The sequence below is a fragment of the Clostridium sp. MB05 genome (assembly GCF_046581255.1).
Taxonomy (GTDB): Bacteria; Bacillota; Clostridia; order Clostridiales; family Clostridiaceae; genus Clostridium.
The window spans coordinates 1,874,239-1,899,685 of record NZ_CP174370.1; the positions used below are offsets into that span (position 1 = coordinate 1,874,239).

At 28.6% G+C, this 25,447-nt stretch carries 25 protein-coding genes; 21 read left to right on the plus strand and 4 right to left on the minus strand.

Annotated features, from left to right (window positions below; all coding sequences use genetic code 11):
- Positions 1-11: 11 nt before the first annotated feature.
- The 14 genes from ACH36K_RS08750 (at position 12) to ACH36K_RS08815 (ending at position 15,966) form a co-directional block, all read left to right on the plus strand.
- Entirely contained in the window at positions 12-935 is a 924-nt protein-coding gene (locus tag ACH36K_RS08750; protein WP_411170546.1) for a bifunctional riboflavin kinase/FAD synthetase, read from the plus strand.
- 129 nt (positions 936-1,064) lie between these two features.
- The gene (gene rpsO, locus ACH36K_RS08755) at positions 1,065-1,328 is read left to right on the plus strand and encodes a 30S ribosomal protein S15 (protein ID WP_411170547.1); all 264 of its coding nucleotides are present in this window, start codon (positions 1,065-1,067) and stop codon (positions 1,326-1,328) included.
- 80 nt (positions 1,329-1,408) lie between these two features.
- The gene (locus ACH36K_RS08760) at positions 1,409-3,523 is read left to right on the plus strand and encodes a polyribonucleotide nucleotidyltransferase (protein ID WP_411170548.1); all 2,115 of its coding nucleotides are present in this window, start codon (positions 1,409-1,411) and stop codon (positions 3,521-3,523) included.
- A gap of 151 nt (positions 3,524-3,674) precedes the next feature.
- Positions 3,675-4,982, plus strand: a complete 1,308-nt coding sequence (locus ACH36K_RS08765) for a M16 family metallopeptidase (protein ID WP_411170549.1) — start codon at positions 3,675-3,677, stop codon at positions 4,980-4,982.
- Between the two features lie 76 nt (positions 4,983-5,058).
- Entirely contained in the window at positions 5,059-5,385 is a 327-nt protein-coding gene (locus ACH36K_RS08770; RefSeq protein ID WP_411170550.1) for a YlmC/YmxH family sporulation protein, read from the plus strand.
- A 17-nt stretch (positions 5,386-5,402) separates the two neighbouring features.
- Complete coding sequence (gene dapG, locus ACH36K_RS08775) at positions 5,403-6,605, plus strand: aspartate kinase (protein WP_411170551.1); 1,203 nt, start codon at positions 5,403-5,405, stop codon at positions 6,603-6,605.
- 46 nt (positions 6,606-6,651) lie between these two features.
- Entirely contained in the window at positions 6,652-7,401 is a 750-nt protein-coding gene (locus ACH36K_RS08780; protein ID WP_411170552.1) for a ClpP family protease, read from the plus strand.
- Between the two features lie 167 nt (positions 7,402-7,568).
- Positions 7,569-9,974 carry a DNA translocase FtsK 4TM domain-containing protein gene (locus ACH36K_RS08785; RefSeq protein ID WP_411170675.1) on the plus strand — a complete coding sequence of 802 codons (2,406 nt, stop codon included), beginning with the start codon at positions 7,569-7,571 and terminating at the stop codon, positions 9,972-9,974.
- Positions 9,975-10,059: 85 nt separating this feature from the next.
- Complete coding sequence (gene rimO, locus ACH36K_RS08790; RefSeq protein WP_411170553.1) at positions 10,060-11,397, plus strand: 30S ribosomal protein S12 methylthiotransferase RimO; 1,338 nt, start codon at positions 10,060-10,062, stop codon at positions 11,395-11,397.
- Complete coding sequence (gene pgsA, locus ACH36K_RS08795) at positions 11,381-11,971, plus strand: CDP-diacylglycerol--glycerol-3-phosphate 3-phosphatidyltransferase (protein ID WP_411170554.1); 591 nt, start codon at positions 11,381-11,383, stop codon at positions 11,969-11,971. The genes rimO and pgsA overlap by 17 nt, the downstream gene beginning before the upstream one ends.
- 176 nt (positions 11,972-12,147) lie before the next feature.
- A complete protein-coding gene (gene recA, locus ACH36K_RS08800) occupies positions 12,148-13,188 on the plus strand; it encodes a recombinase RecA (RefSeq protein ID WP_411170555.1) in 1,041 nt (346 codons plus the stop codon).
- Between the two features lie 316 nt (positions 13,189-13,504).
- On the plus strand, positions 13,505-15,049 hold the full coding sequence (rny, locus tag ACH36K_RS08805) for a ribonuclease Y (protein WP_411170556.1): 1,545 nt from the start codon (positions 13,505-13,507) through the stop codon (positions 15,047-15,049).
- 183 nt (positions 15,050-15,232) lie between these two features.
- Entirely contained in the window at positions 15,233-15,493 is a 261-nt protein-coding gene (locus ACH36K_RS08810; RefSeq protein ID WP_016206312.1) for a stage V sporulation protein S, read from the plus strand.
- A gap of 212 nt (positions 15,494-15,705) precedes the next feature.
- Positions 15,706-15,966, plus strand: a complete 261-nt coding sequence (locus ACH36K_RS08815; RefSeq protein WP_411170557.1) for an HPr family phosphocarrier protein — start codon at positions 15,706-15,708, stop codon at positions 15,964-15,966.
- Positions 15,967-16,024: 58 nt separating this feature from the next.
- On the opposite strand, the gene ACH36K_RS08820 is transcribed toward ACH36K_RS08815, so the two are convergent.
- On the minus strand, positions 16,025-16,243 hold the full coding sequence (locus ACH36K_RS08820; protein ID WP_411170558.1) for a DUF378 domain-containing protein: 219 nt from the start codon (positions 16,241-16,243) through the stop codon (positions 16,025-16,027).
- 158 nt (positions 16,244-16,401) lie between these two features.
- On the opposite strand from ACH36K_RS08820, the gene purB reads away from it, so the two are divergent.
- The 3 genes from purB to ACH36K_RS08835 all read left to right on the plus strand — a co-directional run bounded on the left by purB (position 16,402) and on the right by ACH36K_RS08835 (position 19,603).
- The gene (purB, locus tag ACH36K_RS08825) at positions 16,402-17,832 is read left to right on the plus strand and encodes an adenylosuccinate lyase (RefSeq protein WP_411170559.1); all 1,431 of its coding nucleotides are present in this window, start codon (positions 16,402-16,404) and stop codon (positions 17,830-17,832) included.
- 151 nt (positions 17,833-17,983) lie between these two features.
- Positions 17,984-18,151, plus strand: coding sequence for a hypothetical protein (locus tag ACH36K_RS08830; protein WP_411170560.1), 168 nt, complete (start codon positions 17,984-17,986; stop codon positions 18,149-18,151).
- A gap of 159 nt (positions 18,152-18,310) precedes the next feature.
- Positions 18,311-19,603 carry a hypothetical protein gene (locus ACH36K_RS08835; RefSeq protein WP_411170561.1) on the plus strand — a complete coding sequence of 431 codons (1,293 nt, stop codon included), beginning with the start codon at positions 18,311-18,313 and terminating at the stop codon, positions 19,601-19,603.
- A gap of 66 nt (positions 19,604-19,669) precedes the next feature.
- Here the strand turns inward: ACH36K_RS08835 and ACH36K_RS08840 are convergent, their stop codons facing one another.
- Positions 19,670-19,849, minus strand: coding sequence for a hypothetical protein (locus ACH36K_RS08840; protein ID WP_411170562.1), 180 nt, complete (start codon positions 19,847-19,849; stop codon positions 19,670-19,672).
- 37 nt (positions 19,850-19,886) lie between these two features.
- Positions 19,887-20,522 carry a GerMN domain-containing protein gene (locus tag ACH36K_RS08845; protein WP_411170563.1) on the minus strand — a complete coding sequence of 212 codons (636 nt, stop codon included), beginning with the start codon at positions 20,520-20,522 and terminating at the stop codon, positions 19,887-19,889.
- Positions 20,523-20,760: 238 nt separating this feature from the next.
- Here ACH36K_RS08845 and ACH36K_RS08850 point away from each other — a divergent pair, with 238 nt between their 5' ends.
- The 3 genes from ACH36K_RS08850 (at position 20,761) to ACH36K_RS08860 (ending at position 23,660) form a co-directional block, all read left to right on the plus strand.
- Complete coding sequence (locus ACH36K_RS08850; RefSeq protein WP_411170564.1) at positions 20,761-21,978, plus strand: DUF6398 domain-containing protein; 1,218 nt, start codon at positions 20,761-20,763, stop codon at positions 21,976-21,978.
- A gap of 169 nt (positions 21,979-22,147) precedes the next feature.
- Positions 22,148-22,930, plus strand: coding sequence for a flagellar motor protein (locus ACH36K_RS08855; RefSeq protein WP_411170565.1), 783 nt, complete (start codon positions 22,148-22,150; stop codon positions 22,928-22,930).
- 1 nt (position 22,931) lies between these two features.
- Positions 22,932-23,660 carry a flagellar motor protein MotB gene (locus tag ACH36K_RS08860; RefSeq protein WP_411170566.1) on the plus strand — a complete coding sequence of 243 codons (729 nt, stop codon included), beginning with the start codon at positions 22,932-22,934 and terminating at the stop codon, positions 23,658-23,660.
- A gap of 55 nt (positions 23,661-23,715) precedes the next feature.
- Here the strand turns inward: ACH36K_RS08860 and ACH36K_RS08865 are convergent, their stop codons facing one another.
- On the minus strand, positions 23,716-24,603 hold the full coding sequence (locus ACH36K_RS08865; protein ID WP_411170567.1) for a hypothetical protein: 888 nt from the start codon (positions 24,601-24,603) through the stop codon (positions 23,716-23,718).
- Between the two features lie 501 nt (positions 24,604-25,104).
- On the opposite strand from ACH36K_RS08865, the gene ACH36K_RS08870 reads away from it, so the two are divergent.
- Positions 25,105-25,443, plus strand: a complete 339-nt coding sequence (locus ACH36K_RS08870) for an arsenate reductase family protein (protein WP_411170568.1) — start codon at positions 25,105-25,107, stop codon at positions 25,441-25,443.
- The last annotated feature ends 4 nt before the right edge of the window (positions 25,444-25,447 follow it).

Genomic DNA, 25,447 nt, shown 5'->3' on the forward strand with positions numbered 1-25,447 from the left:
GGGAGCAGGATATGATAGTAATAGATGATATTATTATGGATAAGAAGGAAAAGGGTAACTATGTTGCGTTGGGAAGCTTTGATGGACTTCATTGTGGACACCTATCTCTTGTAAAAAAGACTGTAGAAATAGCTAAAGAAAAAAATGGGAAAAGCATGGTGTTCACATATAAGAATCACCCTAAAACATTAGTAAATCCAGAAAATGCACCTAAATTAATTATGGATTTAGAAACAAAACTTAAGTATTTAGAAGAAGAAAATGTAGATATAGTAGTCCTTAGAAGCTTTACTAAAGAGTTTATGTCAATGTCGGCAGAGAATTTTATAAAATTGCTTTGTTTAGACTATAATGTAAAAGGAATTGTAGTTGGCTTTAACTTTAAGTTTGGATATAAAAATCTAGGTGAAGTAAAGCTGTTAGAGAGTCTTCAAGCAAAATATGGATACGAATTGTATATAATAGAACCATATACGTATAAAGATGATGTAATAAGTAGTACAAGAATAAGAAAAGCTATTTTAGAGGGAAATGTAGAAGAAGCTTTTAAGATGTTGTCTAAGCCATATTTAATTAAAGGTAAAGTTATTCATGGTAAAAAACTTGGAAGAACTATAGGATTTCCAACTGCAAATTTAGAGTTTGATGAGAAAATGATAATTCCCCAAAAAGGAGTTTATTATACCAATGTAGAATATAAAAATAAAATTTACAGAGGAATTACATCTGTCGGGAATAATCCTACAGTAAATGGGCAACAATTAACTATAGAAACTTTTATATTAAATTTTAATGAAGAAATCTATGGTGTGGAGATTAAAATTTATTTTATAGAAAGAATAAGAGGTGAAATAAAGTTTAACTCTTTAGAAGAACTTGTTGCACAAATAAAAAAAGATGAAAAATTTGCAAAAGATAAGGATATAGTAATATAATTTATATAAATTTATAATTTACAATATGTATATGATTTGTTATAATAGCAAAGAAGAACCTAATTCTAAGATATGAGGGTGCTAGCTCATTTCCTGGATATAGGGGATAATTTTACGGAGGTGCGAACAATGGACGCAATAAGAAAGCAAGAAATAATTAAAGAACACGGAAGACATGAAGGAGATACTGGTTCACCAGAAGTGCAAATCGCTTTATTAACAGAAAGAATTAATTCTTTAACTGGTCATTTAAAGATGCACAAGAAAGACCACCACTCAAGAAGAGGTCTTTTAATGATGGTTGGACAAAGAAGAGGTCTTTTAAATTACTTAGCTGCTCAAGATATCGAAAGATACAGAGCTATAATCAAAAAATTAGGCTTAAGAAGATAGTCTTTAGAGCGGTTTTTAAGCCGCTCTATTATTTTAACAAATTTAAATGATAAGAGATAAGCCCGAAGGGAGGTTACAAAATGAACAATGTAATGAAAACAACTATAGCTGGTAGAGAGCTTAAATTAGAATTTGGAAAAGTTGGGATGTTATCAAATATAGCATCATTTATTAGCTATGGAGACACAGTTATTTTAACTAATGTAAATGCTTCAGAAAAACCAAGAGAGGGTATAGATTTCTTTCCACTAAGCGTAGAATACGAAGAAAGATTATACTCAGTAGGAAAAATTCCAGGTGGATTTATTAAGAGGGAAGGTAGACCTTCAGAAAATGCTATATTATTTGGAAGAGCAGTTGATAGACCTTTAAGACCATTATTTCCAAAGGGATATAGAAATGATGTGCAAGTTGTTTGCACAGTAGTATCAGTTGAAAAGGATAACCTACCAGAAATTCTAGCAATTAATGCAGCGTCATTATCATTATGTTTATCAAGCATTCCTTTTACAACACCTGTTGCAGCTGTGCAAGTAGGTCTAATCGATGGAAACTTCATTTTAAACCCAACATCTAAAGAAAGAGAAGAAAGTGAACTTCAATTAACTGTTTGCGCAACTAGTGAAAGAGTTATGATGATTGAAGCTGGCGGTCAAGAAATTCCAGAAGATGTTATGATTAGTGCAATTAAATTTGGATTTGATAGTTGTCAAGATATAATCAAATTCCAAGAAGAAGCTATGAGTAGATTTGGAAAAGAAAAAATGGTTCCAGAACTATATAAGCCAAGTGAAGAATTAGAAAATGCTATTAAAGAATATGCTAGTGAAATGATTAAAGAAGCTATGTGGATAAAGGATAAAGATGAAAGAAATGCTGCAATGGACGAAGTAAATGAAAAGGTTTATGAAGAATTTGAAGAAAAGTATCCAGAAAACCTAGCTGATGTAAAAGAAATAATCTATAACTTACAAAAAGAAGTTGTAAGAGATATGCTTTTAAATCATCACAGAAGACCAGATGAAAGAGCCTTTGATCAGGTTAGACCAATTTCTTGTGAGGTTGGAATTCTTCCAAGAACTCATGGTACAGGATTATTTACAAGAGGATTAACTCAAGTAATGACAGTTGCTACATTGGGAGCTGTAGGTGATATTCAAATAATTGACGGGATAGGTGAAGAAGAATCTAAGAGATACATGCATCATTATAACTTCCCAGCCTATTCAGTAGGTGAAGTAAGACCACTTAGAGGACCAGGAAGAAGAGAAATAGGACATGGAGCTTTAGCAGAAAGAGCTTTAGAGCCATTAATACCTTCAGAAGAAGAGTTTCCATACACTATTAGATTAGTATCAGAAGTATTAAGCTCTAATGGTTCTACATCACAAGCTTCAGTTTGTGGTAGTACGTTAGCTCTTTTGGATGCGGGTGTACCTCTTAAGAGACCAGCTGCTGGTATAGCAATGGGACTTATAACTTCAGAAGACTTTTCAAAAGAAGAAGTTTTAACAGATATTCAAGGAATAGAAGACTTCTTTGCTGATATGGACTTTAAGGTTGCAGGAACTACAGAGGGTATTACTTCAATACAAGTTGATACTAAAATAAAAGGTTTAAGCTTTAAAGTTATAGAAGATGCTATAATGGGAGCTAGAAAAGCTAGACTGCATATATTAGATAAAATAAGTGAATGTATTCCACAATCAAGAAAAGAAGTTTCAACATATGCTCCTAAAACTTTAATAATAAGTATTGATCCAGAAAAGATAAGAGATGTTATAGGTGCAGGTGGAAAAGTTATAAACAAGATTATCGATGAAACTGGAGTTAAAATTGATATTAAAGAAGATGGTACAGTATTTGTATCTTCAGCAGATCATGATGGCGTAAATAAAGCAATAGCTATTATAGAAGGCTTAACTAAAGAAGTTAAAGCTGGAGAAGTTTACTTAGGAAAAGTAACAAAAATAGCTACATTTGGAGCCTTCGTTGAAATTCTTCCAAATAAAGAAGGATTATGCCATATATCAAAATTAGATAAGGCAAGAGTAAATAAGGTTGAAGATGTTGTATCTGTGGGAGATGAAATATTAGTTAAGGTAACTGAAATAGATAATCAAGGAAGAATTAATCTTTCAAGAAAAGATGCATTAACTGATGATTCAGAAGGTGAAACAGAAAAAAGCGAATAGAAAAAAAGTTAGTAAAGGGCAATTTATTGCCTTTTTTTCTTTATATGATAAAATTTTAATTAAATATAAATAATTAGTATTACATAACTCTAAAATAATATAGAATAATAGTAATATAGAATAAATTTAAAATGGATAAAGAGGAGGAGCTATGTACAATATATATACATTAAAAAATGGATTAAGAGTTGTAACAGAATATATAGATCATGTAAATTCAATAAGTGTTGGGGTGATGGTTCAAAATGGTTCAAGAAACGAGGACTTAGAGCTAAATGGTATATCTCATTTTATAGAGCATATGTTTTTTAAGGGAACAGAAAATAGAACTTCAAAGGAGATAGTTCAACAAATAGAAAATGTAGGTGGACAAATTAACGCATATACAAGTAAAGAGGCAACTTGCTATTATATAAAAGCTTTAAGTACACATTTAGATTTATCTATAGAAATACTAGCTGATATGATATTAAATTCTAAATTCGATGACGAAGAAATAGAAAAAGAAAAAGGAGTAGTTATTGAGGAAATAAATATGAGTGAAGATACTCCAGAAGATGTTTTAGATAATAATCAATCAAAAGCAGTATTTGGCGATAATTCATTATCATATCCTATACTTGGGAGTATAGATAATATAAAATCATTTAATAGTAATAAGATAAAGAAATTTGTTAAATCTCATTATGCACCGCATAATTCAGTAATATCTGTTTGTGGAAAATTTGATGAAAAAGAGTTAATGAAGATGATAGAAGAAAACTTTGGTTCTTGGGAAAGTGAAGGACACTATGTACCTGAATACAAGACACCTATTTTACTTAATGAAAGTAACTATACAAATAAACAAATAGAACAAGTTCATATAAATTTGACTTTAAATGGATTACCATATGCTCACGAAAAATCTTATGCATTAGTCCTTTTAAATAATGTTTTTGGAGGAGGAGCATCATCTGTATTATTCCAAAATGTTAGAGAAGAATTAGGTCTTTGCTATACTATTTATTCATATGGTCAACCATATTTAGGCGTAGGAATAAATAATATATATACAGGTGTAAGTAAGCAATCAGCAGATAAAGCTTTAGATGTAATTAATAAGCAGCTTAAAAAGTTTGCGGATAAAGGAATTTCAAAAGATTTATTAGAAATTAATAAAGAAAAAATAAAAGCAAGTTATATATTAGGATTAGAAAGTACTTCATCTAGAATGTTTGCTAATGCAAAAAGCATGTTGCTTCAGAATAAGATTAAAACTCAAGAAGAAGTAATAAAAAGAATTAACAATATAAATAGTGAAGACATAAAATATGTATTAGATACTTGCTTTAAACCAGGCATAATAAGCTCATCATATGTAGGTCAAGATATAGAATGGGAAAAGTTAAATCATATTATAGAGCCTAATATAAAAGCTTATGATAACTCTAATAATGAAGGGTTAAAAAGTATATAATATTACCATAATATTATGTACTAAATTATCTCTAATTAGCATAAGATTTACATAAGATAGTATGGAGGTGAATCTTATGTTAAGAGGCGATAAAAGAAAAGGGGAATATTATGAAGAAGATCCTAAAAGAGAGTATAAGTATAGGCTTCTTAGTGATTTAGAAAGATTTGAAATATTTAATACAGAAGAAGCAGAAAAATATGATACTCAACAAGCTCTAGATTTTATAATTGATGAAGATGGAAATTTACAATTTGTAGTTGCTGCTGTTGCTGGAAGTAAATTGGGTTTATTTGGAGGAAGAGAATATGTAGAAATTCCTTGGAATTATGTAACTAAAGTTGGAGCAAATGTTATTGTAGTTTCAGCTGATAAGGAAAAGATAAGGAGGGCAAGAGCATAACTTAGGGAGGTTATTACTTGAAAATAATTATACAAAAATTTGGAGGTACATCTGTATCTACTGAAGAAAGAAGAAATCAAGTAGTATCTAAGGTTAAAAATGCAATAAATAAAGGCTTTTCTCCTGTAGTAGTAGTATCTGCTATGGGAAGAAGAGGTGAACCTTATGCTACAGATACTTTATTATCATTATTAGATAATAATTTTAAGAGAAATAACCTACAAGCAACAGATATGCTTATGTGCTGTGGAGAAATAATAAGTTCAGTATTAATGAGTAATGTCTTAATAAATGAAGGCATTCAATCAGTTCCACTTACTGGAGGTCAAGCAGGTATTATAACAAATGATAGCTTTTCCGAAGCTGAACTAATTTACACAAACCTAGAAAATATACAAAACATTTTAGAGAGTGGTAAAGTTCCAGTTGTTACAGGTTTTCAAGGTGTAACTGAAAAAGGATATTTAACTACCTTGGGAAGAGGTGGAAGTGATACATCTGCTTGTATATTAGGAATGTCATTAAATGCAGAAGCAATTGAAATTTATACAGATGTAGATGGTATAATGACTGCTGATCCAAGAATAGTAAGAGATGCAGCATTAATAGACACAATAAGTTACAATGAAATATTTCAACTTGCAGATCAGGGGGCAAAAGTTATACATCCAAGAGCTGTTGAGTGTGCAAGAAGAGCTAATATTCCAATAGTTATAAAAAATACAATGAATGATTGCAAGGGAACTTTAGTAAACAGTTACGGGACAAGTGATCATAAAAAAGTTATCTCAGGAATAACACATTTAAATAATAGAATACAAGTAACAGTAAGATTAAAAGAAAATAAAGATAACACTAATTATAGATATTTATTAGAAACTTTAGCAAAAAGTAGTATAAGCTTAGATCTTATAAATATATTTCCAACTGAACAAATTTTTACCATAGATTCATGTAAAAAGGAAAAATTAGAAAAAGTCTTTAAAGAAGTGAAGATAAATTACAATATAAAAGAAAACTGTAGCACTATAGCTATAGTAGGTATTGGAATGAATGGAGTCCCTGGAATAATGGCAAAAATAATAAAAACCCTATCAGAGGGTTCAATAGAAATTCTTCAAACAGCTGACTCTAATATGACTATATGGTGTTTAATTCAATCAGAGAATATTATCAAAGCACTAAATTTACTTCATAAAGCATTTAACTTAGGTGAATAAAATAAATCCTCCTGTGCAAAATAATACTGTATAGGAGGATTTTATTATGAATAATTTTTTTTACTCATCGACTGATGGAAATAAAGATATAGAAAATGAAGAAGATTTAAGAGAATCTAAAGAAAAAAGAGAAGAAATAAAAGAGTTCGGAACTGCAAACGAAGTAGCGCAAGATGAAAGCATTCAAATATTACCAATAATAGGACAAATAGAAGGACATCAAGTTTCACCAGCTCAATCTAAGTCAACAAAATATGAACATGTAATTCCTCAACTCATCTCTATGGAGCGAAATGATAATGTAAAAGGTGTATTAATAGTATTAAATACAGTTGGAGGAGATGTTGAAGCGGGATTGGCTATTTCAGAAATGATAAATTCTCTTTCAAAGCCAACAGTATCAATAGTAATTGGTGGTGGACATTCAATAGGAGTACCTTTAGCAACTTCATCTAGCTATTCATTTATAACACCTTCAGCAACAATGATTGTACATCCAATAAGAATGAATGGCTTTGTTATAGGTGTAGCTCAAACATTTAATTATTTCCAAAAAATGCAGGAAAGAATAGATAGCTTTATAGTAAGAACATCAAAAATAGATAAAAATGAATTAAAAGAAATGATGTTAAAATCGGATGAATTATTAAATGACATGGGAACTATTTTAATAGGAAAACAAGCTGTAGATTGTGGGCTTATAGATGAAGTAGGGGGAATAAAGGATGCCTTAAGTAAATTAAAAAAATTAATAGAAGAAAAAGAAAAGGAATTGACAGAAGAAAAGGAAGAATAGATATAGAAATTTATGAAAATGACAGTTTTTATTTATAATATGATATATTAATTTAAGCAGTTTAAATAATAGGTAGTTATTTAAATTGCTTTTTTTTCTATAAAGTTTATAATATTATTATGTAAATGAGTAACTTACAGTAAATGGGAAAACAGCGAGGTGATTATGTGTCTAGAGTTAAGGCAAAAAATACTAGTAAAAAGAAGGACACTAATAAAAAAAGTGATATAAAAGAAAATGGAGATATTAAAGGTATAATTTATATAGCTGTAGGAATTTTATTAGCTATAGCAATTTATACTACTTGGGCAGGTGCCTTATCTATTTTATCAAGGGAGGTAATATATAAGTTAGTAGGGGTTAGTGCTTTTGTACTTCCGTTATATTTAATTTATTTTGGATATCATAGTATAGCTTCAAAAGGAAGTATCAAAGTAACAAGAAGATTTTTTGGAATAACTCTTATTATATTAGCTATAACATTAGGATGTTCTACTGGTAGTATTCATATATTAGAAAAGAAAGATGGTTTTTATAATACATGGATTGAAATTGTAAGTATAAAAGGTATTCATGGTGGGTTATTAGGACATCTGCTATCTTACCCTTTAAGTAGACTTATTGGTTATATTGGTTCATATATATTATATTCGGCTTTATGGGTTATAGGAACAGTACTTCTTTTTGATATAACATTATACGATATAGTTATGTTTTTTAAAGAAAAAAGTAAAAAGCTTAAAACAAAGGAAAAAGCTTTGAATAAGGAAGTTAATATAGTAAAGGAAAAAGAAAATACTCCTTTAATAGATGTTGTACCAAAGAGGGAAGAAAAGGAAAGAGAAGAATTTATAACTGGAATAAATAATAAAATAAAGATTCTAGATTTTATGAAAAATTCATCATTAGATGAGAATGCTATTGAAAATTCAGGTGAAGAATTTAAAGAAAGCAAAAAGATTAATCCTTTTAATGTAGAAGTTTTTGATGAAGAAAGAATTGCAGAAAATCATTTCAATAAAGAAGTAAAGGTTGATGAAAGAGCTAAGAAAAAAGAAAAGTTAGATAATACAGTTAAAGATGTAGTTAGTAAAGAAATAGAAGAAAGTTTAATAGATGAGAAAAAAGAAGAAAAAATTTACAAGCATCCATCAGTAGAACTTTTAAATATAAATAGCAAAATGAAGCTTAAAAGTGAAGATAAAAAAGAACTTATAGAAAATGCTGGGAAGCTTGAAGGGATACTTAATGATTTTGGAGTAGATGCAAAGGTAGTTCAAGTAACGAAGGGACCATCTGTAACTAGATTTGAAATTCAACCAAGTCCTGGAGTAAAGGTTTCAAAAATAGTAAACTTACAAGATGATATAGCATTAGGACTTGCTGCGAGTGGTGTAAGAATGGAAGCTCCTATACCTGGAAAAGCGGCAATAGGAATAGAAGTTCCTAATAATAAACAAACATCAGTATTTTTAAGAGAAGTTTTAGACTCTAAAGAGTTTGAAACTTCAAATAAAAAGTTAGCTTTTGCATTAGGAAAAGATATTACAGGAAAATGTGTAGTTGGAGATTTAGCTACAATGCCTCATATGTTAATTGCAGGTGCAACAGGCTCAGGTAAATCTGTATGTATAAATACACTTATAGTTAGTCTATTATATAAATATAGTCCAAATGAAGTAAAACTACTTATGGTAGATCCTAAGGTGGTAGAGCTTAGCGTTTATAATGGAATACCACACCTTTTAATTCCAGTAGTAACAGATCCTAAAAAAGCAGCAGCAGCTTTAAATTGGGCAGTTAATGAGATGAATAAAAGATATAAGTTATTTGCAGATTCATCTGTAAGAAATATAGAAAGCTATAATGCTCTGTATGAAAAAGGGATGATTGAAGAAAAGTTACCATATATAGTTATGATTGTAGATGAACTTGCAGATTTAATGATGGCGTGTCCAAATGATGTAGAAGACTATATATGTAGATTAGCTCAAATGGCTAGAGCTGCAGGAATGCACTTAATAATTGCAACACAAAGGCCTTCTGTAGATGTAATTACAGGTGTAATTAAGGCTAATATACCATCAAGAATTTCCTTTGCAGTTTCATCAGGAATTGATTCTCGAACAATACTAGATTCTACTGGAGCTGAGAAGCTTCTTGGAAGAGGGGATATGTTATATTGTCCAATAGGTGAAAATAAACCTCTTAGAGTTCAAGGGGCATTTATATCAGAAGAAGAAGTAGAAAAGGTTGTAAACTTTATAAAGGATGAAGAATCTAATTCTGACTATGAAAAATCTATAATTGAGCATATAGAAAATGGAATAAAAGAAGGTGGCAGAGTTGAAGATTCAGAAGATGGTGATGAACTTTTAGAGGAAGCAATAAAGGTTGTTATAGAATATAATCAAGCATCTACATCATTCCTTCAAAGAAAGCTTAGAATAGGTTTTAATAGAGCTTCAAGAATAATGGATGAACTTGAGGAACGTGGTGTTATTTCTGAAAAAGATGGAAGTAGACCAAGGCAGGTTCTAGTTTCAAAAGAAGAATTAAATATTGAAGATTAAAAAAACTTGTAAATATTATTTTTGTACATTAAAATAAGTTTAGGCTAAGTGAGAAATAATGTAGAAAACGTAGGAGGAAGTATCTTTGGAAAAGTATAAAGTTGGTATGATAAGTTTAGGATGCGATAAAAACAGAGTAGATTCTGAACTTATACTAGGAACAATAAATAAATTTTATGAAATAACTAATGATCCTAAGGAAGCTGAAATAATAATAGTAAATACATGTGGGTTTATAGAAAGTGCAAAACAAGAATCTATAGATACTATACTAGAAATGGCTGAGTATAAAAATAAATATAAATGTAAAATGCTTATAGCAACAGGATGTTTAACACAAAGATATGGTGAAGAGCTTTTAAATCTTATGCCAGAAATTGATATACTTATGGGTGTTAATGACTATATGAAGCTACATAAGCTTATATTAGACTTTATAAAAGGCGAAAGAAGGATACTTGCAGCAAATTATAGTGATGAAAATATAAATGAAGGAATAAGACTTTTAACTACCGATAAACATACAGCTTATATAAGAGTAGCAGAAGGCTGTGACAACTATTGTACTTATTGTATAATACCAAAGATAAGAGGGAAGTTTAGAAGTAGAAATATAGAAAATATATTAAAAGAGGTAAATATTCTTGCTGAAAATGGAGTTAAGGAAATTATTTTAATAGCACAAGACTTAACTTATTATGGAGTGGATATCTACAAAGAAAATAAACTTCATGAATTAATTAGAGAAATTTCAAAAGTTAAGGGCATAGAATGGATAAGATTACTTTATTGCTACCCAGAAGAAATAACAGAAGAATTAATTGAAGAAATGGCAACAAATCCAAAGGTTGTAAAATATCTAGATTTACCTATACAACATATAAGTAATAACATATTAAAGCGTATGGCAAGAAGAACAAATAAAGAAACAATAACAAAAATAATAGATAAATTAAGAAAAAGAATTCCTGGGATAACTCTTAGAACATCTCTTATAGTTGGATTCCCTGGTGAAACAGAGGGAGACTTTAAAGAGCTTTGTGATTTTCTAAATGAATATAAGCTTGATAATGTTGGGGTTTTTAAATATTCAAAAGAAGACGGAACTCCAGCTGCAGTTATGGAAAATCAGATAGATGAAGAAGTAAAAGAAGAAAGACAAAAAGAACTTATGTTGGTCCAAAAAATAGTAGTTCAAGAGTTAAACAAATTGAAAATATCTAAAGTTTATGATACTATTATAGATGGAAGAAAAGGAAAATATTTTATTGGAAGAAGTTCAGAAATGGCGCCAGAAATTGATGGAATTATATTAATTAATACCACTAAAAACCTTGAAAGAGGAGAATTTGTTAAGGTAGAAATTAAAGAGGCTTTAGAGTATGATTTAGTAGGAGAGGTATGTAATGAATTTAGCAAATAAGCTAACAATGTTAAGAATATTTTTAGTACCGTTATTTTTAATATTTATTGCGGTAAATGACATTCCATATGGAACTTTCATAGCTACTTTTATATTTATAATTGCATCTTTAACTGATCAATTAGACGGATATATTGCAAGAAGTAGAAATCAAGTAACTAATTTTGGAAAATTTATGGATCCACTTGCAGACAAACTTTTAGTTACAGCTGCTTTAATTTCATTAGTTGAACTTCAAGTTGTACCAGCTTGGGCAACTGTAGTGATAATTGCAAGAGAGTTTGCAGTTTCAGGCCTTAGAACAATTGCTGCATCAGAAGGAAAGGTAATTGCTGCAAGTATGTGGGGAAAGGTTAAAACCGTTACGCAAATAGCAGCTATAATAGTTTCATTAATTCAAGTAAATATAGGGTCTTCAAAATATTTAATGTCATTAGTATCAGCAAGCGATACATTTAAGATAATTATTAAATATGGACCCAAATATCTATTGTTTTTAGCTGTAATAATGACAATAGTATCAGGGTATGATTACTTTAAAAAAAATAAAAAGATAATAGATACTAATAAATAGTTTATAATAGAAAAAAATGGGTATAATTTAAAATAAAAGTTCCATCTAATTAGTTGGAACTTTTAATATGGAAAATATTATGTTAAAAAAATATATATTAGATGTTGACTATATTCAATAAATACTTTATAATTTATTTATAGAACAAATGTTCGTTTTAGAGAGGAAGGTGCTATATGGGAAATATAGATATTGATAAGTTAAAAGCTATAGAAAATGCAATGGGTCAAATTGAAAAGCAGTTTGGTAAAGGATCTATAATGAAACTAGGTGAGAATAGTTCATTAAATATAGAATCTATTTCAACAGGTTGTCTTGACTTGGATATAGCTTTAGGAATAGGGGGAGTTCCTAAGGGAAGAATAATAGAAATATATGGACCAGAAAGTTCAGGTAAAACAACAGTAGCTTTACATATTGCTGCTGAAGCTCAAAAAAATGGTGGAGCTGTTGCGTTTATAGATGCAGAACATGCTTTAGATCCAAGTTATGCGAGAAATTTAGGGGTTGATACTGAAAATCTTATAGTTTCACAACCAGATACAGGTGAACAAGGGCTTGAAATTGCTGAAGCTTTAGTTCGTTCAGGAGCAATTGATGTTATAGTAGTTGACTCAGTTGCAGCATTAGTTCCAAGAGCAGAAATTGAAGGTGAAATGGGTGATTCTCACGTTGGTCTTCAAGCGAGACTTATGTCCCAAGCTTTAAGAAAATTAACAGGAACTATCCAAAAAACAGGCTGTGTGGCTATATTTATAAACCAATTAAGAGAAAAGGTTGGAGTTATGTTTGGAAATCCTGAAACTACAACAGGTGGAAGAGCTTTAAAGTTCTATTCTTCAGTTAGACTTGATGTTAGAAGAATTGATTCAATAAAGCAAGGTGAAGGCATTGTAGGAAACAGAACAAGAGTTAAGGTAATGAAAAATAAAGTAGCTCCTCCATTTAAGCAAGCTGAATTTGATATAATGTATAATGAAGGTATATCAAGGACTGGTAATATTGTAGATGTAGGTGTTAAAGAAGGAATAGTTCAAAAAAGTGGAGCATGGTTTTCTTATGGCGATATAAGACTTGGCCAAGGTAGAGAAAATGCAAAACAATACTTAAAAGATAATGCTGAAACAGCATTAGAAATAGAAAATAAGATAAGAGAAAAATATGATTTACCAGTTATGAAAGAGGTTTCTACAAATAAAAATGGCAAAGAAGAATAAATTTAATAATAATTCGAATATAGTTAGATAAATATGTTAATAATAATAGTCGATAATAGTAATATTCTAATTACTATTATCGACTTTATTATTTATATTTGGCAGAAAATAATCTCAAACAAGGATTTCATAATTATGTAAACAATTAAAATTTGTTTCCTTATTTATGTAACTAAACTTGACATAATTTTAATTTTAAGATAAAATAATAACAAATACTGGTTTTATCATATTTCAAATATCAGTTAGATTAAGTATGATGCCTACTACATTTTCTGTTAAACTATAAGTTTATATGAATGGAGGAGGTGTTGTTATGGATAAAATTCTTATTTGGGTAATAGTTGATATTATAGTATTAGTCGTATTAGGCTTAGTACTTTATAAAGCTATACAAAGCGCTTCTAAAACAAAGATAGAAGGCTTAGAAAAAGAAGCAGAAACTCTTTTGGAAAATGCTAAGAGAGAAGCTGAAGCTACTAAGAAGGAATCAATTTTAGAAGCTAAGGAAGAAGTTCATAGACTTAGAAATGATCTGGAGAGGGATTCAAGAGAAAGAAGAAACGAAATTCAAAGACTTGAAAGAAGACTTATTCAAAGAGAAGAATCCCAAGACAAAAAGAGTGATCTTTTAGAAAAGAAAGAAGAAGCACTAAATAAAAGATTACAAGAAATCGATGAAATGGAAGCAAATGTACAGGAGCTATATTCTAAAAGAAGAGAGGAGCTTGAAAGAATAGCAACTCTGTCTACTGAAGAAGCAAGAGAAATTCTTTTAGAAGAAGTAAGAAGAGAAATAACTCATGAAACTGCTATTATGATCAAAGATATAGAGGCAAAGGCTAAAGAAGAAGCAGATAAAAAGGCAAGAGAAATTATAACAACTGCTATTCAAAGATGTGCCGCAGATCATGTATCAGAGTCAACAGTACATGTTGTTGCCCTTCCAAATGATGAAATGAAGGGTAGAATTATAGGTAGAGAAGGTAGAAATATCAGAACTCTTGAAACATTAACAGGAGTAGATTTAATTATAGATGATACTCCAGAAGCAGTTATTTTATCAAGTTTTGATCCAGTAAGGAGAGAAATTGCTAAAATAGCTTTAGAAAAGTTAATTGTGGATGGTAGAATTCATCCAGCTAGAATCGAGGAAATGGTAGAAAGAGCTACTAAGGATGTTGAAAATGATATTAAAGAAGAAGGAGAACAAGCAACATTAGAAACTGGTGTTCATGGTGTTCATCCTGAAATAATTAAACTACTTGGTAGACTAAAGTATAGAACTAGTTATGGACAAAATGTGTTAAAACATTCTATTGAGGTTTCATATTTAGCTGGTGTTATGGCTGCAGAGCTAGGCTTAGATGTAAACTTAGCTAAAAGAGCAGGTTTACTACATGATATAGGTAAAGTAGCAACACAAGAAGAAGAAGGTCGCCATGCTGTAATAGGTGGAGATTTAGCTAAGAAGTATGGAGAATCACAAGCTGTATATAATGCTATAGCTGCGCATCATGGAGATGTTGAAATGTTAACACTAGAAGCTGTATTAGTTCAAGCAGCTGATGCTATATCAGCGGCAAGACCAGGTGCTAGAAGAGAAACTCTAGAAGCATATATTAAGCGTTTAGAGAAACTTGAAGAAATTGCAAATTCTTACGAAGGTGTAGAAAAATCATATGCGATTCAGGCTGGTAGAGAGATTAGAATTATGGTTAAACCAGATCATTTAGATGACGCTGGATCTATAGAATTAGCTAGAAGCTTAGCTAAGAGTATAGAAGAACAGTTAGAATATCCAGGTCAAATTAAAATTAATGTTATAAGAGAAACAAGAGCAGTAGATTATGCTAAATAATATAAGGTACATTTTGCAAAGCAAAATGTACCTTATTTTTTATTAAGGGAAAGAATTTTTTTAAATATAAAAAAATTTTCAAAATAAAGAAGGATTTTTCTAGTAGTCATAGAATATATATAATGCAAGGGTAAATACTTTGAATTTTATTGTAAACGATTTTTATCTAGGAGGTAAAGACAAGTGGAAGTATTAAAGGTTTCAACAAAATCAAATCCAAATTCAGTGGCAGGTGCATTAGCTGCCATAATTAAAGAAAAAAATATAGTAGAGATTCAAGCAGTAGGAGCAGGTGCTATAAATCAAGCAGTAAAAGCAATTGCTATAGCAAGAGGCTTCGTTGCCCCTAGCGGAAAAGATATTGTTTGTGTTCCAGCATTCACTGATATAGAAATAGATGGTGAAGAAAGAACAGCAATAAAACTAATCGTTCAACCAAGATAGTAAGTTCCATATTTTAAATATTATTTAAATGGAGTTTAAATTGGGGAGAGAATTTATTTGGGCAAAATAAAGAAAAGGACTACATTAAGGTAGTTCTTTTTCATAATAAGTTAAATAGCCCATTATAAACCTTGAAATTTTTTTTATTTGCATATATAATGAAATAGTTAAGTAGATAACTATTTTAAATTTAATGTAAAGAGGTGTGTTTAATGATATCTAAAGAGGTTGTAGTAAACAACGGAACTGGTTTACATGCTAGACCAGCAACTTTATTAGTAAAGAAGGCTTCATCTTTCAAATCAGATGTAAGCATTGAATTTAATGGGAAGAAAGCTAACGTTAAGAGTTTAATCGGAGTTCTTTCTTTAGGAGTTACTAAAGGAGCAAAAGTAACTGTTTTAGCAAGTGGAGATGACGAAGCTTTAGCAGTTGAAGAAATTGTTAACTTAATAGCTAGCTTAGAAGACTAAGATAAAAAAGTGCCAAGGGGCACTTTTTTATTTTCTATTTATAATATATAGTATGTAGTTAATTAAATAGTTTTAAGGAATTACATTTAAACATCAATAAAACTAAATCAATAGCTCCTGCAAATATAGCTATATATATTATTCTTTGTAGTAAAACTGAGCCACCAACTAATAAAGTAACAAGATTTATACTTAGTAATCCTATAAATCCCCAATTTATAGCACCAATTAATACTAATATAAAAGATATTTTATCCATTAAATTAATTTTACACATAATTTATCCCCCTTATGAATTAATACAGTATATATATATTAAAAAATAATCAAAATATAACTGAAAATAATTTAAAAAAGCTGAAAAAATAATTTTATTATGTTATAATACGAATTATAAATAAGAAAAATAAAAATTTATTCGGAGGTTATCTAAGGATGAGAGATTTATATAGTACACCGTTAAATTCAAGATATGCATCAAAAGAAATGAGTTATATATTTTCAGATGATATGAAATTTTCAACATGGAGAAAATTATGGGTTGCTTTAGCAGAAGGAGAAAGAGAATTAGGGTTAAACATAAGTGAAGAGCAAATAGAAGAGCTTAAAGCTAATATATATAATATAAACTATGAAGAGGCTATAAAAAAAGAAAAAGAAGTTAGACATGATGTTATGAGTCATGTATATGCTTATGGATTACAATGTCCTAATGCAAAGGGAATTATACACTTAGGAGCTACTAGCTGTTATGTAGGCGATAATACAGATATAATCATTATGAGAGATGCTCTATTACTAGTAAAGAAAAAGATAGTAACAGTATTAAATCATTTATCAAATTTTGCAATGAAATATAAAGATATGCCAACTCTTGGATTTACCCATTTTCAACCTGCACAATTAACTACAGTAGGAAAAAGAGCAACTCTTTGGATGCAAGATTTAGTTTTAGATATAGAGAACATAGATTTCTTATTATCTACTTTAAAGCTAAGGGGAGTCAAGGGAACTACTGGTACTCAAGCAAGTTTTATGACTTTGTTTAATGATGATGAAGAAAAAGTTAAAGAGTTAGACAATATAGTAGCTAAAAAGATGGGATTTGAAAGGAGCTATGGCGTAACAGGTCAAACATATCCTAGAAAATTAGATTCTATAGTATTAAATAGATTATCAGAAGTTGCACAAAGTGCTTATAAGTTTAGTAATGATTTAAGATTACTACAAAGTATGAAAGAAGTTGAGGAACCATTTGAAAAGAATCAAATAGGATCATCTGCAATGGCGTATAAGAGAAATCCAATGAGAAGTGAAAGAATGAGTTCTTTAGCAAGATATGTTATAGTAAATTCATTAAATCCAGCAATAACAGCTGCAACACAATGGTTTGAAAGAACTTTAGATGATTCAGCTAATAAAAGAATTGCAGTAGCAGAAGCATTCTTAGCTTTAGATGGAGTATTAAACCTTTATATTAATATTGCTGAAAATATGGTAGTATATGAAAAAGTAATAAAGAGTCATGTTAATAATGAACTTCCTTTTATGGCTACAGAAAATATAATGATGGAAGCTGTAAAAAGAGGTGGAGACAGGCAAGAGCTTCATGAAAAAATAAGAGTTCATTCAATGGCAGCAGCTCAAAGAGTGAAGGGAGAGGGCTTAGATAACGATTTAATAGAAAGAATTATAAATGATGATAGCTTTAAGTTAAGTAAGGGTGAAATATTAAATATAATAGATCCTACTAAGTTTGTTGGAAGAGCACCAAGTCAAGTTGTAGAATTTATAGAAAACTACATAAATCCTATAATTGAGGATAATAAAGAAGCATTAAAAGTTAAGAGCGAAATTTCTGTTTAACTTACAATTATTAAAAGTCATAATGTGTTTTATAATACATTATGACTTTTAGTAGTTTTAGAGATATTTAACAACTTTTACTTATAAATTGAATAAATTTATTTTGTTAGACAATAATTAATTAATGGAACTAATAATAGGAGGCGAATCTGTGGAGGTTAATAAAGATATTTATATGAATGAATGTATTAGCTGTAGCGGAACTGGCAGAATAAGCTGTGATTGTGGTACAGAAAAATCACCTAATCTAAGATGCGTAACATGTAGTGGAGAAGGTAGTTTTAAATGCCCAGTTTGTGATGGAGAAGGAGCATTTTAATTTAAACCTAAAGAAAATAAAAAAATATGTCTAACAATTAGTTGCAAGTTATATTATAGGTAGGGTACTCCTACCTTATTTTTTTATTTAAAATAACAAAATTTATTATAGTGTAATAGTATGTATTGTAATAATAATTAAAAAGAGGTTGCTATATTAATGTATATAAAAGATTTATTAAGAACTGAATTAGAAGTACCCAATCAAAAGAGTGTAATAATAACTAAAATCGGTAACGTAAAGGGAAAAAGAGAAGAAGATATTATTTATTTATTAGGTAATGTAGAGGGAAAGGGGAAGAATGCAGTTTATAGTAATATGCAAATTATAGTTTCTGACGGAGAAAATGGAAGTATGATTGATATAAGCTTAAGAGGAATAAGAGGGTATAATCCTAAAATAACTTTAGAAAACTTTAAAATTGATAAGAATAAGGAAATACTATTTACAATAGAAAATAAAGAGAATAATGGCTATATACTAGGAGAAATGTATTCAATAGATAGTGATAAAGAAGTGAAAATATTTGATACAGGCTACTATAAGAGAGAAGAAATTTATCAAGTATTATATCAAGATAATTATAAAGTTAATTTAGTAGATATAAATACTAATATAAATTACTTAATAGATATAAGTAAAAAGGATAAAGCTTATTTAAATAATATTTATGACTCTAATGGAAAGTTGAAAAAGGAGATATTTGGAAAGGTTTTGCCTGTATCTGAAATAAGTCCTATAAATTTAAGTAGGAATGATAAAATAGATATTTTATCAATACAAAAGATAATAGGAATAAATGAAAATGATATTTTAGGAAATTTAAATTGCATTCTAAGCTTTAAAGATACAAAATTTGAAAAAATAAATTCTTTTGTTACTATATTAGGAGAGAAAAGGCCTAATTCATTACTTAGATGTGAAGAAAAAGTATTAAATAATATAGGTGGAAAAGAGTATATAGATTTTTCAAAAGTTGAATTTATAGAATCAGAAGTTATAAAGGACAACTTAATAGAGAGAACAATAGAGAAAGAATTTTTATTAAATCCAGAAGAAGATAAAGTTACTTATTTATATAATAAAGTAAATTTAAAGGATAGTGATAGTTATCAGGTTTTAGTTTATTTAGAAGGACCTAGATTTTGTACTGAAAGAGGGGCAACTTTAGCTGTATTAGATAAAATAAATAATGAGTATAAAGTAATATCAAAAATAAGTAATGCAACAAGCCCTATAATTATTTCGGAAGACAAAACTAATGAATATAGAAACTTAATACTAAAAGTACTAGATAATGAGAGAGAGGATTTTAGAGTATTAAAGTTTAATGGAAATGCATATCCATTAGATCCTATAAAAGAAGAAAGAATAAAAAAAGGTAAAAAGATAAAGGGAATTGCAGCTATATCAGATGATTTATTTTATACAAGAGGAATTGAGTATAAATAAAAAAATAAGTTTATATCATTAAATTAATGATATAAACTTATTTTTAGTATTATATTTATTATAGAGTTACTTAATGTCATAAAGTCTTTCAGCAGATAGATCTCCACAATGAGGACAAGTGGTATCTAAAGGACCATCTCCCGCACAAGCTTCACAATAAATATCATAACAATGAGTACATTTATAAACTATATCGCCTTTAGTTGTATTACCACAATTAGGGCATTTGCTTTCATCATATCTCATTTTAAAATCTCCTTAGTTAGTATTTACTTATTAGATATTATTTACTTAGTTCAACAGTATTGCTTAAATCAACCTTAAATGCTTCTCCATCTTTCATCAAAATATGACCTGAGCTATAAGGTTTACCTTCTAATGTTATTATAACGTTTTTTACATTGAAATAATTACCAAATGTATTACATATAGCATTAAGGGTACTTGACTCAGCTCCACCACCTAGGTTTTGAGCTTTTACAAAGTTAGAAGAAAAATTCAATGTTATACAATCCTTATCTTCGTCAACATTAGCTGATATAAGTGAAATGTCTGTAGATATTGATGATGCAACCTCGTCATTAGGAGCCTTTTTTAACTCATTGACCAAAGCTGTTGCAACTGCTTTATTTTTTATTTCAATAGTTTCATTTATATAAACTATCTTATCATTAACAGCATCGTAATAATATATTTTAGCATTATCATTTATTATTTCTGGAGGAGTATTATTATTCTCTTTATTAATTGTATCATTTTCAGCTAAATTATTCTCATTAACATTAATTTTAGATGAATTATTTTCATTTACATTAATATTAGAGGTTGTATCGTTTTTAGCTGGAGTTTTAGGAGTACAAGAAATTATTGAAAAAGGTATAAATAATAATAGTAATGTAGCTATAATGTTCTTTTTCATTCAAAATTCCCCCTTTGAAATTATCTTTCTTATATTATAGCATAATTCGGCAATTGTTACAAATTTACAAAATTTTAATTATAACTAATAGCTAAAAATGCTATTATTTGAAAAAAGTATTAATATAGAATATAATATAAAACATTGGCTTAAATTATTAATTAAGTAATAATCATTAAAGATGAGAATTAATTTACGGGATTCCAAATACCATAAAGGAAAGAGGAGAAAATAAGTAATGCAAAAAACATCTAGGGTAAATAATGAAAGATATTTAGAAATAATGAGTGCTATTGAAGAGGTTTGTAAAAAAAGCTTAAATAAAAAATATTTGTTTCTTGCAGAGAACTTATGTAAAGAAATATGCAAATTAGAGACAACTTCTATAAATAAAGGAAAAGCAAATTCATGGGCTTGTGGAATTGTACATGCTTTGGGATTAAAAAATGGACTATTTACAAATAAAACAGAAATTAATATTAAAGCTGGGGATTTATATAAAATATTTAATGTAAGTAGTAGTACAGGGCTTTCAAAATCGAAGGAAGTAAGATCATTAATAGATATAGAAGATGAAAAATGGTTATTAACTTCTTTAAAGAGTGAAGTTGGTGAAATAGAAGGTAAAGAAGATAAAGAAGAAAGTAAAGAAATTGTAAAAAAGTTAGCATTAGATGAAGTCTGTGTTTCTAAAATGGAAGTTAATGTTAAAGAGGATGAAGACTTAAAAAAAGCTAATAAATTAGCTAATGAAGCATGGAACCAAAAGAATTATAATAAGAAAGTTAAGTTAGCTAGAGAAGCATTAGAAATAAGTAAAAATTGTGCAGAAGCGTATATAATACTTTCATATGATAACTCATTAAATATAAAAGAACAAAAAGCTTTAGTAATTAAGGGAATAGAAGCCGCTGAGAATGTTATAGGAAAAGAAAATCTAAAAAATTATATTGGAAAATTCTTAGATTTAGAAATTACTAGGCCTTATTATAGTGCAAAATATAGACTTGGAAATTTACTTTGGAGTATAAATGAAAAATTAGAGGCTATAAAAGAATTTAATGATTTAATAGAGTTATGTCCAGAGGATAGGCTATTAATAAGAGGCATATTGCTTTCTTGGCTCATCTCAGAGAGTTTAGATGAGGAGGCGGAGAATCTATTAGAAAGGTATAAGGGGGATTATTTACCATCTACAAAGTTTTCAAAGGCACTTTATTTATTTAAAGTTGGTAAAAAAGATGAGGCAGAGAGGGCATTAAGAATCGCGAATGCTTCTAATCAATTTGTTATAGATTATATTATAAAACAAAAAAGAATTCCTAAAAACCCACCAGAACTAAAGAGTCTAGGTTCGGAAGAAGATGCAATATACTATATGAAAAATGCAGAAACAGCTTGGGATTCAGTTCGTGGAGCAAAGGAATGGGTTAAGGCAGTTAAGAAAAAACTATAAAAATTTTAAGCTATTGTGTATTATAACGATAAAATTAGTTAGTGCACAATAGTTTTTTTTTATGCAATAAAATGGACTTAAATGGATAAAAAACAACAGAAAAATGAAATTGATATATGAAAATAAAGAATATATAATTTAGAAGATAAATTTATATGGATGGTGAAATATGGACATTACGATAATAATTAGTATAATATTTGCATTTACTTGTATCATTTTAGGATTTATATTAGAAGGAGGAGCTTTAGGAGCTTTATATCAATTTACAGCTTTATTAATAGTTGTAGGAGGAACGATAGGGGCTATTGGAGTTGCTTTTCCAGGAAAAATATTAAAAAGATTTCCTAAAGTTATTGCAATTGCATTTAAGAAGAGAGAAAGCAGTATTGTAGAAAATGTAGAATTTTTTAAGGAGATTGCAGTTAAAACAAGAAAAAATGGATTACTTAGCTTGGAATTAGACCTAAACAATCCTAACATAGATATTTTTATAAGAAAGGGCTTACAAATGATTGTAGATGGAATTGATCCAGAAATAATGAAAGGATCATTAGAAACTATGTTAGAGCAAATATCAGAAAGACATCATCAAGGAATTTCTATTTTTGAAGCAGCAGGAGGATATGCTCCTACTATGGGAATTATAGGAACAGTAATGGGACTAGTTCAAGTTCTGGGTAATTTAGATGATCCAAGCACTTTGGGGCCTAAAATTGCAGTAGCATTTATAGCAACGCTTTATGGTATAGGGACAGCAAATTTATTGTGGCTTCCAATAGCTAATAAACTAAAAATATTAAATAGTGAAGAAATAATAGAAAAAGAGATGTGTATAGAAGCACTATTACTTGTACAAGCTGGAGCTAGTCCAAGTTCTATAACAAGTAAATTAGAAGGTTTTTTAACAGAAGAAGAATTGAAAAAGCTTAAAGCTGGTGAGGAAAAATGATATGAAAAAAAGAGTAGAAAAACCAGAAAATCATGAAAGATGGCTACTTACATATTCAGATCTTATAACGTTACTTATGATATTTTTTGTGGTACTATATTCAGCTTCAACTGTAAATGAAACAAAATATAAACAATTAGCTACTTCAATGGGAGCAGTTTTTACTGGTGGATCAACGGTGTTAGGGAGTGAGGAGAATTCTGGAAGTTCAAGTGATAATGCTGGTGAGTTAAAGCCGTTAGTTCAAACAGAAGAAGAAAAATTAAAGGGAATAGAAAATCAAATTAATGATATAGTAAAAGATTTACAGTTAGAAGGAAGCGTATCAACTAGTATTGAAGAAAGAGGTCTTATTATAAGCTTTACAGATAGTGTGTTTTTCGATAGTGGAAAAGCAGATATAAAAGACGAATTAAAACCTAAGCTTATTTCTGTATCAAAGATTTTAAATAAAATTGATAACTATGTAAGAGTGGAAGGACATACAGATAATATACCTATAAATAATAGTGATTTCCATTCAAATTGGCAACTTTCATCTGTTAGGGCCTCTAATGTAGTTGAGTTTTTAATAAATTATGGAGAAATTTCTCCAAATAGATTATCTGCCGTAGGTTATGGCGAATATAGAAGTAGTGCTGATAATAATACAGAAGAAGGAAGAGCAAAAAATAGAAGGGTTGATATACTTATTTTAAATAATAAATTTGATGGAACAGAGGTAAATTAAAATTTAATTAAAAGCACTGTAAAATATTATGATTTTACAGTGCTTTTAACAAATTCTATAAATTATATAACTCTATAATATTAAATAGTAATTTATTATATCCCTGACAATAAGATATAGAAATAGGCATATTATCTTCATTAATTAGATAATCTATATTTCCAGAATCATTTTTGAAATATAAATCTAATAGTTTTCTAAAATAAATGGAGTTACACCCATCATAAATCTTAGCCATGATTAATGAACTAGGATAAAAAGATATATCATTAAGCTTTTTATATATTAAATAATAAGTTATAGAAATAGAAGTTTTTTGTATTTGTCTATAATCATATTTTTTTATATTATCAAAATCATTTATTAAGCCTTCAAAAAAAGCAAAGGAAGACGAATGAATAGTTAAAAGATCTTTATTCAAAAAACTTAATAGGGAATTAGTGTAGAAAGATATATTGTTTAAGAATTCCCATAAATTATTAACATCAAAGCTTTCTAGAGTTATATTTTCAGATATTTCCATATGAATGTCAGTAAGAATTCTTTTACTTTCACAAGAAACTTCAGCATTTCCACAAATAGTAGCATTTCTAATTAAATCAAAAGCAATTCTATTATCTTCTTTAGATCCAATTGCATATTTTCCATCACTATTAAAGAAATTAATTGTGCTTATAGAAAGATGAATTAAAGAAATTAAAGCTAAGTATGATAGGTTTACATAAGTAACTCCTATACAAAATAATACTATAAAAGCTATAAAATCAAATATAGGACCAATCCAAAGAAAGATTTTTAATCTTTTTAAAAGTATATTATACTCTAATTTAGAAGAAATTTTTATTGAATCAAAATGCAATCTACTAGTTATATCACTCTGTATTGATGGTCTTAATTTAAGTTTTATTTTAGAATCTTTTCTGTATATGGTAAAAGGAATCATATAATAAAAAGAGCACTTAAAACCTAAAATTAGAGATACTACATAGTGACTAAGTTCATGTAGAAAAAGAATTATATATTCTATAATAAAAATTTTTAAAGTTATAATAAGATACTGCAAAATCATCACCCTTAAAATTCATCTTAATTATTAATATAGAGTATTATATAAAAAAAGTGATAGTTTTTAGGAAAATAAATCAGCATTAAGAAAGCATAAAAAGTATGTAGTAGCTTTCTTAATGCTGTATAGAAAATCTACTCTCTAGCTAATTAAATATTAAGAATAGTAAAATGTCCAAGATATAATTTAAAAAGCTGTGAGATAATAGATATTTGCTATTAAACCTTATAACCAAGCTTTTTAAGCAAGGATTTAAATAATACAAATAATAATTCAGTACTATAAAATAATATTAAGTATATTAATGTATTATTCCTATTTTATATAAAAAATAATTTTATGGTATAATAGATTGACGTTTAAAAGGAGATGAAGAATATGAATATACAAATATTTGGAAGAAAAAAATGCTTTGATACTAAAAAGGCAGAAAGATATTTTAAAGAGAGAAAAATAAGCTTTCAATTCATTGATATAGATTTAAAGGGATTAAGTAGGGGAGAGCTAAATTCTGTAAAAAAGCAAGTTTCCATAAATGAATTAATAAATCAACTAGCAAAAGAATATAAAGGCTTAAATTTAGATAAAATTAGAAGTAGTGAAATGAAAGAAGAAATTTTATTAGAGAATCCTAAACTATTTAAGTCTCCAATAGTAAGAAATGGTAATATGGCTACTATTGGATATAAAAAAGAAGTTTGGGATACATGGAAATAAAATA

Bases quoted from the DNA above. Each gene is read 5' to 3' on its own strand.
- rpsO (WP_411170547.1), top strand. From the start codon at position 1,065: ATGGACGCAATAAGAAAGCAAGAAATAATTAAAGAACACGGAAGACAT.
- purB (WP_411170559.1), top strand. From the start codon at position 16,402: ATGAGAGATTTATATAGTACACCGTTAAATTCAAGATATGCATCAAAA.
- ACH36K_RS08870 (WP_411170568.1), top strand. From the start codon at position 25,105: ATGAATATACAAATATTTGGAAGAAAAAAATGCTTTGATACTAAAAAG.
- pgsA (WP_411170554.1), top strand. From the start codon at position 11,381: ATGAATTTAGCAAATAAGCTAACAATGTTAAGAATATTTTTAGTACCG.
- ACH36K_RS08835 (WP_411170561.1), top strand. From the start codon at position 18,311: ATGTATATAAAAGATTTATTAAGAACTGAATTAGAAGTACCCAATCAA.
- ACH36K_RS08815 (WP_411170557.1), top strand. From the start codon at position 15,706: ATGATATCTAAAGAGGTTGTAGTAAACAACGGAACTGGTTTACATGCT.
- ACH36K_RS08865 (WP_411170567.1), bottom strand. From the start codon at position 24,603: ATGATTCCTTTTACCATATACAGAAAAGATTCTAAAATAAAACTTAAA.
- ACH36K_RS08780 (WP_411170552.1), top strand. From the start codon at position 6,652: ATGAATAATTTTTTTTACTCATCGACTGATGGAAATAAAGATATAGAA.
- ACH36K_RS08855 (WP_411170565.1), top strand. From the start codon at position 22,148: ATGGACATTACGATAATAATTAGTATAATATTTGCATTTACTTGTATC.
- ACH36K_RS08770 (WP_411170550.1), top strand. From the start codon at position 5,059: ATGTTAAGAGGCGATAAAAGAAAAGGGGAATATTATGAAGAAGATCCT.
- ACH36K_RS08820 (WP_411170558.1), bottom strand. From the start codon at position 16,243: ATGTGTAAAATTAATTTAATGGATAAAATATCTTTTATATTAGTATTA.
- recA (WP_411170555.1), top strand. From the start codon at position 12,148: ATGGGAAATATAGATATTGATAAGTTAAAAGCTATAGAAAATGCAATG.
- ACH36K_RS08750 (WP_411170546.1), top strand. From the start codon at position 12: ATGATAGTAATAGATGATATTATTATGGATAAGAAGGAAAAGGGTAAC.
- ACH36K_RS08845 (WP_411170563.1), bottom strand. From the start codon at position 20,522: ATGAAAAAGAACATTATAGCTACATTACTATTATTATTTATACCTTTT.
- ACH36K_RS08760 (WP_411170548.1), top strand. From the start codon at position 1,409: ATGAACAATGTAATGAAAACAACTATAGCTGGTAGAGAGCTTAAATTA.
- ACH36K_RS08765 (WP_411170549.1), top strand. From the start codon at position 3,675: ATGTACAATATATATACATTAAAAAATGGATTAAGAGTTGTAACAGAA.
- ACH36K_RS08840 (WP_411170562.1), bottom strand. From the start codon at position 19,849: ATGAGATATGATGAAAGCAAATGCCCTAATTGTGGTAATACAACTAAA.
- rny (WP_411170556.1), top strand. From the start codon at position 13,505: ATGGATAAAATTCTTATTTGGGTAATAGTTGATATTATAGTATTAGTC.
- ACH36K_RS08860 (WP_411170566.1), top strand. From the start codon at position 22,932: ATGAAAAAAAGAGTAGAAAAACCAGAAAATCATGAAAGATGGCTACTT.
- ACH36K_RS08850 (WP_411170564.1), top strand. From the start codon at position 20,761: ATGCAAAAAACATCTAGGGTAAATAATGAAAGATATTTAGAAATAATG.